Consider the following 12,494-nt stretch of genomic DNA (forward strand, 5'->3'; position numbering starts at 1 on the left):
CGAGCCCATGCCCCGGCCCGCTCCCCCCTTGTCGCGGCCCGGCGTTTTCAGTGCCGGGTAGGAGACATACTAGCGCGCGAAATCGGCAATAGGGCGCTTGGCGGGATCGCCGGGCAGTTCGCGGACCAGCTTGGGAACGAGGTAGCCCGGCAACCGCCCGCGCAGGCTGTCGATGAGGCGCAGGGCGTGGGCGTCGTCAACCTCGAAGTGGGCGGCGCCGGCCACCTTGTCGAGCTGGTGCAGGTAATAGGGCAGCACTCCGGCGGCGAATGAGCGCTCGCTCAGGCTGACCAGCGCGTCGGCGTCGTCGTTCACGCCGTGCAGCAGCACGGACTGGTTGAGCAGGGTGGCCCCCGCGTCGCGCAGGCGTGCGCAGGCGGCATCCACGGTGTCGTCGAACTCGTTGGCGTGGTTGGCGTGCAGCACCACCACCTTCTGCAGGGGCAGGTGGGCCAGCCAGTCGGTGAACTCGGCATCCACGCGCTCGGGCAGGACCACCGGCAGGCGGGTGTGGATGCGCAGCCGGATGACGTGGGGCAGGTCGGCCAGGCCCCGGGTCAGCTCCGCCAGCTTGTGCGTGGCCAGCGCCAGCGGATCGCCCCCGGACAGGATGATTTCACGGATGGAGGTATCCGCCCGGACGTGGGCGAGGGCGTCGCGCCACTGCGCGGCGGCGGCGATTTCCTCGCCATAGGGGAAATGGCGGCGGAAGCAGTAGCGGCAGTTGACCGCGCAGCTGCCGCTGGCGATCAGCAGCGCCCGTCCGTCGTACTTGTGCAGGAGGCCATGCCCGGCCTTTGCCGCCATGTCGCCCACGGCGTCGACGGTGAATCCCTCGGCGGTGTCGTGCTCGGCGCGGCGGGGGAGCACCTGCAGCAGCAGGGGATCGTTCGGATCGCCGGGTCGCATGCGGGCCACGAAGCCGCGGGGCACCCGCAGGGGAAAGCCCGCGTCGTCGGGCGGTAGAAGGTCCGGCCGGCCGGCGAGGCCCACCGCGGCGAGGAGTTCGCCCGCGTCGGTGATGGCTTCGCGCCATAGCTCGCGCCAGGCCCTGGCGGGCGGCGATAGGCGTGACATGGGGCTTGCGGTTATCATTGCGGACCTTGGGTCGGGCCTTGCAGCCCATCACAGACCCCATTTTAACCGCCCAGTGGGGCGGATATCACTCCGGAGCAGATACAGATGGGCATGCTTGGCCTCAACGACGTCAAAACGGGCAAGAAGATCATCCACAACGGCGATCCCTGGATCATCACCGAAGCGGACTTCGTCAAGCCGGGCAAGGGCCAGGCGTTCACCCGTATCCGCATCCGCAACCTCAAGGATGGCCGCACCACCGAGCAGACGCTGAAGTCCAGCGATTCGTACGAAGAAGCCGATGCCGTCGATACCGACGCCAGCTTCTCGTACGTCGAGGGCACCGGCAACGACCGCGAGTGGATCTTCATGCAGAGCGAGACCTACGACCAGCACCGTGCCAGCCTTGCCGCCATGGGCGACGCGTGGAAGTGGCTCAAGGGTGACGAGGAATGCGTCATCACCCTGTTCAACGGCAACATCATCGCCGTGCAGGCACCGAAGTTCGTCGAACTGAAGATCGTCGAGACCGACCCCGGCGTCCGTGGCGACACCTCGGGCGGCGGCGGCAAGCCGGCCACGCTGGAAACCGGCGCCGTGGTGCGCGTGCCGCTGTTCGTCAACCAGGATGAACTCATCAAGGTCGATACCCGCACCGGCGAGTACGACAGCCGCGTCAAGTAAGGCCGTCCATCCCCGTTCGGCCGATCGGCACGGTGGCCTCCTGGGCACCGTGCCGCTTTCGTTTCAAGGCTCCCGTTTCCCCATCGAGGCCCCCGCATGAGCAACAGCCCCATTGAGATCGACCTGCTGATCGAGGCGCGCTGGGTCGTACCCGTCGAGCCCCACGCGGTGGTCCTGGACGACCACGCGGTGGCCGTGCACGGCGGCGAGATCCTCGCCATCCTGCCCGCGGACCAGGCACGCGCCGCCTACGCGCCGAAGGAGCGCGTGATCCTCGACGAGCACGCGCTGATCCCCGGGTTGATCAACGCCCATACGCACAACCCCATGACGCTGCTGCGGGGGCTGGCGGACGACCTGCCGTTGATGACCTGGCTGCAGGAGCACATCTGGCCGGCCGAGGCCCGGGTGATGGGCCACGACTTCATCCGTGACGGTGTGGAACTGGCGGTGGCGGAGATGATCCGTGGCGGCACCACCTGCGCCAACGAGAACTACTTCTTCCCCGATGTCATCGCGGCCACCTATCGCAAGATGGGTTTTCGCGCCGTCATCGGCCTGCCGGTGATCGACTTCCCCACCCCCTGGGCGAAGACCTCCGACGAATACTTCAGCCGCGCGCTGGAAGTGCACGAATCGCTCCAGGGCGAGCCGCTGCTGACCACGGCGTTCGTGCCGCACGCCCCATATACCGTCTCCGATGAGAACTTCGAGCGCATCCGCGTGCTCTCCGACCAGCTCGACATTCCCGTGCACCTGCATACCCACGAGACCGCGCAGGAAGTGGAAGAGGCCGTGGCGAAGGACGGCATGCGTCCGTTCGCGCGCCTGCAGAAGCTCGGCATCGTCAACGAGCGCCTGCTCGCCGTGCACATGACCCAGCTGACCGATGGCGAGATCGCGGCCTGTGCCGCCGCCGGCGTGTCGGTGGCGCATTGCCCGGAATCCAACCTCAAGCTGGCTTCCGGCTTCTGTCCCGCCGAGAAGCTGCGCGCCGCGGGCGTCAACGTCTGCATCGGCACCGACGGCTGCGCCTCCAACAACGACCTGGACATGTTCAGCGAGATGCGCACGGCCGCCCTGTTGGCGAAGGCCGTGGCGCAGGATGCCGCCGCGTTCGACGCGGCCTATGCGCTGCGCGCCGCCACGCTCAACGGCGCGAAGGCCATCGGCCTGGGCGATCGCGTCGGTTCCATCGAGCCGGGCAAGCGCGCCGACTTCGCCGCCGTACGCCTGGACGCGCTCGAAACCCAGCCGCTTTACCATGTCGCGTCGCAGCTGGTGTATGCCGCTGGTCGGCACCAGGTCAGCGATGTGTGGATCGACGGCCAGCGCAAGCTGTCCGGCGGCGAGCTGGTCGATGTCGATGTCGCCGGCATCCGCGAGAAGGCACGCGGCTGGCGCCAGCGCATCGCGGCCGGCGACGATGCCACCCATGCGTGATCCGAACCCTCGTCATTTTCCTGCCGCCCAAGCGTGGCGCGCCCGCAGCGCCCCGGAGGCCTGAACCATGCAAACCCAGAACCCATCGAACGTCAGCCCCGACGAGATCGCCCGCTTCGAAAAGCTCGCCGCGCGCTGGTGGGACCCGGACGGTGAATCGCGTCCGCTGCACGACCTGAACCCCGTGCGCGCCGCCTACGTGGGCGCGCGCGCCAGCCTGCGTGGCGCCAGGGTGGTCGATGTCGGTTGCGGCGGCGGCCTGCTCAGCGAGGCACTGGCCCGTGCCGGCGCACAGGTGACGGCGATCGACCTCGGCGCCAAGCTGATCGAGATCGCGAAGCTGCACCTGTTCGAGTCCAACCTGCAGGTGGATTACCGCGTGCAGTCGTCGGACGCATTGGCCGCTGCCGAGCCCGCGTCGTTCGATGTGGTGTGCTGCATGGAAATGATCGAGCACGTACCCGATCCGCTGGTGCTGATCCGCGACCTGGCGGCCATGCTCAAGCCGGGTGGCCAGCTGTTCCTTTCCACGCTCAACCGCACGCCACTCGCGTTCGGGGCGGCCATCGTGGGTGCGGAATACCTCATGCGCCTGCTGCCGCGCGGCACGCACCACTACGCGCAGTTCCTCAAGCCCTCGGAAGTGGCCGGCATGCTGCGCCGTTTCGATCTCGAGATCGAAGACCTCCGCGGGCTCGCCTACAACCCGCTGACGCGCAATGCCGCGCTGTCGTCCAACACGTCGGTGAACTACGTGCTGGCGGCCCGGAAGGTCGCGTGAGCGTGCTGTCGTTCAAGCCGGAAGGCGTCTTCTTCGACCTCGACGGCACGCTGCTGGACAGCGCCCTCGACCTGCATGCGGCCGTGGTCGATCTCTGCGCCGAACAGGGTGTCATGCCCCCGTCGTACGACGCGGTACGGCCGGTGGTGTCGCGCGGATCGCGCGCGATCATCGCGGCGGCCATGCCGGGACTCGATGCGGAGGCGATCCTGGCGCTCGTGCCTCGTTACCTGGAGATCTACGAAAGCGGCCTGGCCCGCCACACGGTGCCCTTCGAGGGCATCGAGTCGCTGCTGGCCGGCATCGAGGCCGCCGGCATGCGTTGGGGCGTGGTGACCAACAAGCCCGGTTTCCTCACCGACGCGCTGCTGCCGCAGGCCGTGCCGCACTGGAAGCCCGCCGCCGTGGTCTCCGGCGACACGTTGCCGGTGAAGAAGCCCGATCCGGCGCCCGTGGTGCATGCCTGCGCCCTGGCCGGCTGCGCGCCGTCCCGCGCCGTGTTCGTCGGCGACGATCGCCGCGATATCGCCGCCGGCGCCGCCGCGGGGTGCTACACCGTCGCCGTGCGCTGGGGCTACCTCGACGGCGGCGACCCGGACACCTGGGAGGCCGACATGGTCGTCGATCGCGTAAGCGACCTCGCTGCCTTGCTGGGCGTAGGGGAGGCGGTGGCGTGAGCGACGGCGCAACCCAGAGCTACATCGACAAGTGGCTGGCGGTGCAGCCGCAGCAGCGGATCGCGCTGGGTTTCGTCGATCCGGCCGTGCGCGACGAGCATGTGGCGCTTGCCGCCTTCGAGCAGGAACTGATCGCCTCGGCCTACGGTATCCGTGAGCCGCAGGTGGCCGCCGCCAAGCTGCAATGGTGGGCGGAAGAACTATCCGGCGCGGCGGCCAGTGGCGGCCGGCATCCGCTGACCAAACAGCTGTTCGCCAGCGAGCGGGCGCGCCGGGTCCCGGCGGCGCTGTGGCTGGCGCCGGTGCTGGCCGCCATGGCGCAGCTGGAGCAGGGCACCTCGTCCGACTTCGCGGCCCAGTTCGCGGCGGCACGCGGGCTGCACGGCGCGCTGGCCGCGCTCGAAACCGCATGGTGGTTCGGCCCCGAGGCGTCCGCCGAGGCCGCGACCCGCGTGGCAACCCTGTCGCACCTGGTCTTCGCGCTGTCGCGGCTGGAACTGGACGCCGAGCGCGAACGGCTGCCCTTGCCCATGTCGCGACTGGCGCGTCACGGGTTGTCGCGCGGCCAGTTGAAAACGGATGCGCCAGCGCGCCGCGACGCCATTCGTGCCCAGTTGCAGGAACTGGCCACCGGCCTGCGCGCCGCGCTGGCGCTCGACGCCCCGCTGAGCACGTTCCGTGGTCTGGAGGGCCGCACCGCGCTGGCCACCGCGCGTGGCGCCGCGCGGGCCCGCGAACCGTTCGCCGAGTTGCATCGGCGGCAGTCGCGCACGGGCCCGGCCACGGCGATCCGCGCCTGGCTGGCCGCACGTCGCGCCGGTCGATTGGGCTGAACACACCGTTTCCCGGCACTCACCATTGAGCCCAAGCGCAGGGCCCCCATTTCGGCACGGTCAGGCCGGACACCCCGGCCCCCAGGATATCCACGATGTACATCCACGAGTCTCCCACCCGCCTGCTGCCCGACGTCGCGTCGCAGGACCATGCCCTCGCCCTCGGCACGCTCGAATGGGTGGGCATGGATGGCATGGAAATGCCGGTGGCTTTCGATGCGGGCGACGGTGATGTCCGCTCCACGAGGGCCCGCGTGGGTGCCTTCGTCAACCTGGTCAAGGCCGAGGCTCGTGGCATCCACATGTCGCGGCTGTACCTGCTGGTCTCCGAGGCGCTGGGCGCCGGCCCGCTGACGATCGCCGGTGTCCGGACGCTGCTGGAGGCTTTCCTGGCTTCGCACGAGGGTCTGTCGGACCATGCGCGTATCACCATCGGCTTCGAACACCTGGTGCGGCGGCCGGCCCTGCGCAGCGAGAACAGCGGCTGGCGCGCGTATCCGGTCACCATCGACGCCACGCTGAGCGAGGGCACGTTCCGCCTGGAGATCACCACCGACGTGGTGTATTCCTCGACATGCCCGGCCTCCGCGGCCCTGTCCCGCCAGCTGATCCAGGACAACTTCGCCAGCACGTTCTCGGCCGGCCAGCCGCTGGACCGCGACACCGTGCTCGCCTGGCTGGGTACGGAGAAAGGCGTGCTGGCCACGCCGCACGCGCAGCGCAGCACCGCCACCCTGCGTCTGTGCCCCGTCGGTGAGGGCGTGTTCCCCCTGATCGGCCTTATCGACCAGGTCGAGAACGCCCTGGGCACGCCCGTGCAGACGGCGGTCAAGCGCGCCGACGAACAGGCCTTCGCTCTGGCCAACGGACAGAACCTGATGTTCTGCGAAGACGCCGCCCGGCGCATCCAGAAGACCCTGGAAGCCGCCCCCGACCTGGCCGACTTCCACATCCGCGTCGCCCACCACGAAAGCCTGCACCCCCACGACGCCGTCGCGTTCGCCCGCAAGGCGCGGTAAGGCGCCCTTGCGGCGCCGCACCCCTCAACGAATCCCCGGCAGCAACAACGGATCGAGCCGCGTGCCGAACCAGTTGAAGCCCCAGTGCACGTGCGGCCCGGTGGCGCGGCCTGTCTTGCCGGCCGCGCCGATCACCTGGCCCTGCTTCACGTGCTCGCCCGCGGTCACGTCGATGCGCGACAGGTGCAGGAAGTTGGACGACAGTCCGAAGCCATGGTCGAGCAGCACCGTGCCGCCGGTGAGGTACAGGTCGGGCTTGGCGAAGGTGATGACGCCATCCGCCGGTGCCTTGACCGGCGTGCCCTCGGGGACGGCGATATCCATGCCCGAATGCGGGGCCTTGGGATCGCCGTTGTAGATACGCTGGTTGCCGAAGCGGCCACTGATCCTTCCCTTCACGGGCCAGATGAAGCCGTGGGTGAAGTCCTCGCGGGCATCGTCGCGATTGCGTGCGGCGACCACCTCGGCCTGCTCGCGCTCGATCCGCGCGGCGATCTCCGGTGGCGGATTCACGGTGGCCGGCGGCACGCCCTCCACGCGCTCGATCGGCCAGTCGCGCGGCGTGACACCAACCTGGCGCTTCGTCCCGTCCACGACCACGACCAGCGGGCCCTTCTCGTCGCGCCCGGCACCGAACACGAACACGCCGTCGTCGCCCACGTGCACCGGTTTGCCGGCGACGGTGACCCGCGCGCCCGGGGGTGCGTGGGCGATCACCAGGCCGCCCTGCGACACGCTGGCGGGCAGGTCGGTCACGGCGGCCGATGCCACCGTGACCGCGAGCAGGGCGAGGGCGGTGCTTGCGATCCTTCTCATCGGTCGAAGGTCAGGCGCTGGCCACGGATATCGCCGTCGACGGTCTTGCCGTCCCACACGCGCTGGCCGTTGACGAAGGTCGAGACGATGCTGCTGGAGAAGGTTTCGCCTTCGAACGGCGACCAGCCGCACTTGGAAAGCACTTCCTCGCGGGTGACCGTGTGCGGCTTGTTCGGGTCGACGAGGACCAGGTCGGCCGCGTAGCCCTCGCGCAGGAAGCCGCGGTTCTCCACGTCGAACAGTTTGGCGGGTGCGTGACATACGGCCTCGACCACTCGCTCCAGGGTCAGCTTGCCTTCGGTCACGCGCTGGAGCGCCGCCTGCAGGGCGAACTGGACCAGCGGCAGGCCGGATGGGGCCTTGTCGTACTTCTGTTCCTTTTCTTCCAGCAGGTGCGGGGCGTGGTCGGTGGCGAGCACGTCCAGGCGGCCTTCGGCCAACGCCTTGATGATGGCCTCGCGGTCGGACTCGTCCTTGATCGCCGGGTTGCACTTGATGAACGAGCCCTTTGCCTCATAGTCGGCCTTGCCGCCGAAATGCAGGAAGTGCACGCAGGTTTCCGCGGTGATCCGCTTGCCTTCGATCGGACCGGGCTCGAACAGGGCCAGCTCGTCGGCGGTGGAGATGTGCAGCACGTGCAGGCGGGTGTTGTGCTTCTTCGCCAGCGATATGGCCAGCCGCGTGGACTTGATGCACGCCTCGCGCGAACGGATGTGCGGGTGTTCCCACATCGGGATGTCGTCGCCGTACTTCTCGTGGGCCTTGGCGAGGTTCACGTCGATCATCGGCGTGTCCTCGCAGTGGGTGATGATCGGCGTGGGTGCGTCGCGGAAGATGTGGTCGAGGGTTTCCGGGTTGTCGACCAGCATGTTGCCGGTGGACGCGCCCATGAACACCTTGATGCCCGGCGCGGCCTTGGGGTCCAGCGCACGGATGGCCTCGAGGTTATCGTTGCTCGCCCCCATGTAGAAGGCGTAGTTGACCACCGACGATTTGGCGGCCAGGTCGTATTTGTGCTCCAGCGAGTCGCGATCCAGTGCGGGCGGCTTGGTGTTGGGCATCTCCATGAAACTGGTGATGCCACCGGCGGCGCAGGCACGGGATTCGCTGGCCAGATCGGCCTTCTGGGTGAGCCCCGGCTCGCGGAAGTGCACCTGGTCGTCGATCATGCCGGGCAGCAGCCACAGACCGGTGGCGTCGATGACCTGTTCGTCACGCTCCGTTGCCAGGTGCTGCGCAATGGTCGCGATTTTTCCGCCACGCACGCGCACGTCCGCCTTGAACCGGCGGCCTTCGTTGATCAGTTCGGCGTTCTTGATGAGCCAGGCATCAGTCATGGGTGTGAGCTCCTTGGGCGCCGCAGCGGCGCAGGACGAATTGTTCAGGGACGGGGTCGTGGCCGCCTTCACACAGCGGCTGGCAGCGCAGGATGCGCCATAGTCCCAGGATCGAGCCGCGCAGTGGCCCGAACCGGGCGATGGCGACGCGGGTGTAATCGGAACAGGATGGATGGAAGCGGCACCGGGCCCCGAGCAGGGGACTGAGCCACCGTTTGTAGAAGGAAAGCAGTATCAGGAGAAGGCGGGTCACAATGAGTCCGGTGCCTACCGGCGTAAGCCAGGGCACAGTATCCCAGAAGAGAGGTTGCTGGGGTAACGCATCTGGGCTATAACACCCCGCCGCCACGGCCACCGAGGTGAAGGATATGGCGAAAAACGCTAGCAGTTCCGCAGCCGCCAAGGGCGCCGCCAAGAAGGGCGGGCCAGGCGATGTGACGTCGGCCAGGACGCCGGCCAGCAAGGCGGTGGCCAAGGCCGCACCGAAGAAATCCGCGCCCGCGGCGAAGAAGGCTGCGCCCGCGCCGGCCGTGAAGTCCGTGGGCAAGACCGCATCCACCGCCAAGGTAGCCACCAAGGCCGCTGCGACCAAGGACGCCGGCACCAAGGCTGCCGCCGCGAAGGCTCCGGAGAAGGCGGCAGCCACCAAGTCGGCGCCCGCCAAGACCACCACCCAGGCTACCGCCGGCAAGCCCGCCGCCGGCAAGTCGGCTCCGTCCGCCGCCAAGGCGCCGTCGAAGTCGGTCGCCGCCGCCAAGCCGGCCGTCACGGCAGCCGCCACGAAAACCAAGGCGCCGGCCAAGGCCGGCCCCGCATCCGCTTCCCCCCCGGCGGCGAAACCTTCCGCCCCGGCCTACCAGGCTCCGGCGCCCGTGAAGGGCAGGACCGCCTCCGCGGTGGGCAGCGCCAACTCATCCAGTAACGAGAAGTCCACGCACCCCAGCATGAACAGCACCGCTTCCCAATCCGCCGACAATGGCATCACGCGCGAGGACGGCCGTTACGCACTGCCGGCTTCGACTCTCATCGACCTGCCCAAGGGCTACAAGCCCGGCCCGGACGAGGAGTACATGAATCCTCGTCACCTGGCTTATTTCCGTAACAAGCTGAAGGACTGGCGCGACCAGCTGGTCGAAGAATCCCGCCAGACCATGGACAACCTCCGTGAGGAAGTCCGCGACGTGGGCGACGAGGCCGAGCGCGCCACGCGTGAAACCGAGAACTCGCTCGAGCTGCGCACCCGCGACCGCTACCGCAAGCTGATCTCCAAGATCGACAAGGCCCTGCGCCGGATCGAGGAAGGCCGTTACGGCTTCTGCGAGGAGACCGACGAGGAAATCGGCGTGGAGCGTCTCGACGCCCGCCCGATCGCCACGCTCACCCTCGATGCGCAGGAGCGCCGCGAGCACCTGCAGAAGCAGATGGGCGACTGACCGTCATCCGTTCCGCTTCGGCATGAAAAAACCCGCGAGCGATCGCGGGTTTTTCATGTCACTCAGCCATGGGCTGCACCTGCTGGCGCACCGCCTCCAGCAACAGCGTGGCCAGGCGGCTCGCCGGGGCCTCGGAGTGCGCCTGCGCGCGATACAGCACCAGTGAGATCTTCGGCAGCGCCGGCAACGACAGCACGGCGCGGTCGAGCGCGCGCACATGGGAGGGCAGCCCGAACGGCGTGCGCACCGTGAGGCCGAGCCCTGCCGACGTGGCGGCCCACAGTGCGGCCAGGCTGGCGCTGCCGAAGGCCCGGCGCCAGGGCAGGCCGGCACGGTCGAGCGCGGTGATGACGATCTCGCGCAACGGGCACGGCGCGTCGAGCATGATCAGGGGTAACGGCTCCTTGCTCTTGGGTCGGCGCGGGCCGGCGCCGCCGTGCTCGCGTTCCGTCCACCAGGGGGCATCGACCCGCTCAGCCGCCGTCGGGCCGATCCATAACAAGGGGAGCCGCGCCACGCGCTCGGCGTACGGAGATAGGGGCTGGTCGCCCGCGTCCCACGCCAGCGCCAGGTCGAGTTGCCCCAGTTCGAGGCGCTCGCGCAACTCGCCGCTGCGCGCCACGCAGGCTTCGATGCGCACCTTGGGGTGCGCGCGCGCGAAGCGCCCCAGCACGGCTGGTAGCAACGTCTCGCCGAAGTCTTCCTGCAAGCCCAGCCGCACCCAGCCCTGCAAGTCGGCGCCGCGCATGGCGGCGCCGGCTTCGTCGTTGAGTTCAAGCATGCGGTGCGCGTAGGCCAGTAGTGTCTCGCCGGCGTCTGTCAGTGCCAGGCCACGCCCCTTCTTGCGGAACAGCACCGTGCCCGCCTGTGACTCCAGCTTCTTCAGCTGCGCGCTCACGGCAGAGGTCGAACGCCCCAGCTTGTCGGCCGCGCGCGCGTAGCTGCCAAGAGCGATGCCGGTGGAGAACGTGCGCAGCACGTCGAGATCGAGCATCACCTGGCCCGTAGGCAGAGTCATTTTTATCGTCCTGTTTTTCAGGACGAATATCGCATTATTTTCTGATTTTCAAAACCTTTGAAGCGGCGGAGACTGCGTCGCATCATGACCTTATCGACGTGTTCTTCGACGTACCCACCGCGCCATCGCTGGAAGGTGTTGGCCGCTGGGGTGGCCGCCAACGCGGCGTTTTCCGTGGCCTTCAGCGGTATTCCCATGACAGCGGTGCTCATGCGCACTGGCTACCGACTCGACAACGCCACCCTCGGCCTGGTGCTCGGCCTCATGGGCCTGGGGATTGCGGTGAGCGAACTGCCGTGGGGCCTGTTGACCGACCGCTGGGGAGACAGGCCCGTGCTGCTGACCGGCCTGGCCAGTACCGCGCTCGCACTCGTGGCGATGGCGCTCTGGGCCGCGCCGACTGCGCGGCACATTCCCGGCCTCGGCGTGCTGGGGGCGGGGCTGTTGCTGGTCGGCCTGCTGGGCGGCAGCGTGAACGGTGCGAGCGGCCGTGCGGTGATGACCTGGTTCGACGCCAGCGAGCGCGGGCTCGCGATGAGCATCCGCCAGACCGCCGTGCCGCTGGGCGGCGGCATCGGCGCGCTGGTGCTGCCGTATGTGGCGCTGCACTTCAGCTTTGCCGCGCTCTACGGCCTGCTGGCCGTGCTCTGCGGGCTGGGCGCGGTGATGAGCTTGGCCTGGGTGCATGAGCCGCCCATCGTGCCGGGCACCAGGGCGAGCGCGGCCGACGCGGCCTTCGCGTCGAGCGCATCGAAAAAAGGCCCGCTGCGAGATCCGCGCGTGTGGCGCATCGTGCTGGGCATCGGCAGCCTCTGTGCGCCACAGTTCGCCGTGCTGTCCTTCGGCACCGTCTTTCTGCACGACTTCGGCCATGCAGGTCTTGCGACGGTTACCGCCACCATGGTGTTCACGCAGGTAGGCGCGATGGTGATGCGCGTGTGGAGCGGCCGTTGGACCGACCGTCGTCGCAACCGACCCGCCTACCTGCGGGCCTGCAGCGTACTCAGCGTGCTGCTGTTCGCGGGACTTGCGGTGCTGGTGATGGTGGCGGGCACGCATGCCGACGACTCATCGGCGCTGCGTGTCGGGCTGGTTGTGTTGTTGGGCTTGAGCGGTGTTTGCGTTTCAGCATGGCACGGCGTCGCGTACACCGAGCTCGCCACGCTGGCCGGTGCGTCGCGTGCGGGAACCGCGCTGGGCATGGCGAACACCAGCGTGTTCCTGGTGTGCTTTGTCACGCCCTTCTCGATCCCGCACCTGCTCGCATTTCAGGGCTGGTCGATGGTGTGGCTCGCCGCTAGCGCCTGTGCGCTGGTAGCGATGCCATTGCTGGTGCCGCGTGCCGAACGCCTTCCCGGCCATGCGTGAGAGAAACC

At 68.6% G+C, this 12,494-nt stretch carries 14 protein-coding genes; 8 read left to right on the forward strand and 6 right to left on the reverse strand.

Annotated features, from left to right (window positions below; translation table 11 throughout):
• Positions 1-69 precede the first annotated feature (69 nt).
• Positions 70-1,095, reverse strand: a complete 1,026-nt coding sequence (gene epmB / locus AB8808_RS06530) for an EF-P beta-lysylation protein EpmB (RefSeq protein ID WP_369927775.1) — start codon at positions 1,093-1,095, stop codon at positions 70-72.
• An 87-nt stretch (positions 1,096-1,182) separates the two neighbouring features.
• On the opposite strand from epmB, the gene efp reads away from it, so the two are divergent.
• The 6 genes from efp (at position 1,183) to folE2 (ending at position 6,514) form a co-directional block, all read left to right on the forward strand.
• Complete coding sequence (gene efp / locus AB8808_RS06535; RefSeq protein ID WP_369927777.1) at positions 1,183-1,761, forward strand: elongation factor P; 579 nt, start codon at positions 1,183-1,185, stop codon at positions 1,759-1,761.
• Between the two features lie 96 nt (positions 1,762-1,857).
• On the forward strand, positions 1,858-3,204 hold the full coding sequence (locus tag AB8808_RS06540; RefSeq protein WP_369927779.1) for a TRZ/ATZ family hydrolase: 1,347 nt from the start codon (positions 1,858-1,860) through the stop codon (positions 3,202-3,204).
• A gap of 67 nt (positions 3,205-3,271) precedes the next feature.
• Positions 3,272-3,985 (forward strand): bifunctional 2-polyprenyl-6-hydroxyphenol methylase/3-demethylubiquinol 3-O-methyltransferase UbiG, encoded by a 714-nt coding sequence (gene ubiG, locus AB8808_RS06545; RefSeq protein ID WP_369927781.1) that lies wholly within the window; start codon positions 3,272-3,274, stop codon positions 3,983-3,985.
• On the forward strand, positions 3,982-4,662 hold the full coding sequence (locus AB8808_RS06550) for an HAD family hydrolase (RefSeq protein ID WP_369927783.1): 681 nt from the start codon (positions 3,982-3,984) through the stop codon (positions 4,660-4,662). The genes ubiG and AB8808_RS06550 overlap by 4 nt, the downstream gene beginning before the upstream one ends.
• Positions 4,659-5,495, forward strand: coding sequence for a squalene/phytoene synthase family protein (locus AB8808_RS06555; RefSeq protein WP_369927786.1), 837 nt, complete (start codon positions 4,659-4,661; stop codon positions 5,493-5,495). Before AB8808_RS06550 ends, AB8808_RS06555 begins: the two co-directional genes overlap by 4 nt.
• Before the next feature lie 95 nt (positions 5,496-5,590).
• Positions 5,591-6,514, forward strand: coding sequence for a GTP cyclohydrolase FolE2 (gene folE2, locus AB8808_RS06560; RefSeq protein ID WP_369927788.1), 924 nt, complete (start codon positions 5,591-5,593; stop codon positions 6,512-6,514).
• 24 nt (positions 6,515-6,538) lie between these two features.
• On the opposite strand, the gene AB8808_RS06565 is transcribed toward folE2, so the two are convergent.
• The 3 genes from AB8808_RS06565 to yidD are packed head-to-tail and all read right to left on the reverse strand — an operon-like array spanning position 6,539 to position 8,920.
• Complete coding sequence (locus AB8808_RS06565) at positions 6,539-7,330, reverse strand: M23 family metallopeptidase (RefSeq protein ID WP_369927790.1); 792 nt, start codon at positions 7,328-7,330, stop codon at positions 6,539-6,541.
• Complete coding sequence (locus AB8808_RS06570) at positions 7,327-8,667, reverse strand: dihydroorotase (RefSeq protein WP_369927792.1); 1,341 nt, start codon at positions 8,665-8,667, stop codon at positions 7,327-7,329. The genes AB8808_RS06565 and AB8808_RS06570 overlap by 4 nt, the downstream gene beginning before the upstream one ends.
• Positions 8,660-8,920, reverse strand: coding sequence for a membrane protein insertion efficiency factor YidD (gene yidD, locus AB8808_RS06575; RefSeq protein ID WP_369927795.1), 261 nt, complete (start codon positions 8,918-8,920; stop codon positions 8,660-8,662). Before yidD ends, AB8808_RS06570 begins: the two co-directional genes overlap by 8 nt.
• A gap of 115 nt (positions 8,921-9,035) precedes the next feature.
• Here yidD and dksA point away from each other — a divergent pair, with 115 nt between their 5' ends.
• Entirely contained in the window at positions 9,036-10,100 is a 1,065-nt protein-coding gene (gene dksA, locus AB8808_RS06580) for an RNA polymerase-binding protein DksA (RefSeq protein WP_369927797.1), read from the forward strand.
• Positions 10,101-10,158: 58 nt separating this feature from the next.
• On the opposite strand, the gene AB8808_RS06585 is transcribed toward dksA, so the two are convergent.
• Together AB8808_RS06585 and AB8808_RS06590 are read right to left on the reverse strand one after the other, a co-directional pair.
• On the reverse strand, positions 10,159-11,118 hold the full coding sequence (locus AB8808_RS06585) for a LysR substrate-binding domain-containing protein (protein WP_369927799.1): 960 nt from the start codon (positions 11,116-11,118) through the stop codon (positions 10,159-10,161).
• Positions 11,119-11,135: 17 nt separating this feature from the next.
• Entirely contained in the window at positions 11,136-11,330 is a 195-nt protein-coding gene (locus AB8808_RS06590; protein ID WP_369927801.1) for a hypothetical protein, read from the reverse strand.
• Here AB8808_RS06590 and AB8808_RS06595 point away from each other — a divergent pair.
• Positions 11,314-12,486 (forward strand): MFS transporter, encoded by a 1,173-nt coding sequence (locus tag AB8808_RS06595; RefSeq protein WP_369927803.1) that lies wholly within the window; start codon positions 11,314-11,316, stop codon positions 12,484-12,486. The genes AB8808_RS06590 and AB8808_RS06595 overlap by 17 nt on opposite strands.
• Positions 12,487-12,494 lie beyond the last annotated feature (8 nt).

This window comes from Xanthomonas sp. NCPPB 2632 (assembly GCF_041228075.2).
Classification (GTDB): Bacteria; Pseudomonadota; Gammaproteobacteria; order Xanthomonadales; family Rhodanobacteraceae; genus Luteibacter.

Coding starts and splice junctions, on each gene's coding strand:
- epmB (WP_369927775.1), bottom strand. CDS start 1,095: ATGATAACCGCAAGCCCCATGTCACGCCTATCGCCGCCCGCCAGGGCC.
- AB8808_RS06590 (WP_369927801.1), bottom strand. CDS start 11,330: ATGAGCACCGCTGTCATGGGAATACCGCTGAAGGCCACGGAAAACGCC.
- ubiG (WP_369927781.1), top strand. CDS start 3,272: ATGCAAACCCAGAACCCATCGAACGTCAGCCCCGACGAGATCGCCCGC.
- AB8808_RS06595 (WP_369927803.1), top strand. CDS start 11,314: ATGACAGCGGTGCTCATGCGCACTGGCTACCGACTCGACAACGCCACC.
- AB8808_RS06585 (WP_369927799.1), bottom strand. CDS start 11,118: ATGACTCTGCCTACGGGCCAGGTGATGCTCGATCTCGACGTGCTGCGC.
- AB8808_RS06565 (WP_369927790.1), bottom strand. CDS start 7,330: ATGAGAAGGATCGCAAGCACCGCCCTCGCCCTGCTCGCGGTCACGGTG.
- dksA (WP_369927797.1), top strand. CDS start 9,036: ATGGCGAAAAACGCTAGCAGTTCCGCAGCCGCCAAGGGCGCCGCCAAG.
- AB8808_RS06540 (WP_369927779.1), top strand. CDS start 1,858: ATGAGCAACAGCCCCATTGAGATCGACCTGCTGATCGAGGCGCGCTGG.
- folE2 (WP_369927788.1), top strand. CDS start 5,591: ATGTACATCCACGAGTCTCCCACCCGCCTGCTGCCCGACGTCGCGTCG.
- AB8808_RS06570 (WP_369927792.1), bottom strand. CDS start 8,667: ATGACTGATGCCTGGCTCATCAAGAACGCCGAACTGATCAACGAAGGC.
- efp (WP_369927777.1), top strand. CDS start 1,183: ATGGGCATGCTTGGCCTCAACGACGTCAAAACGGGCAAGAAGATCATC.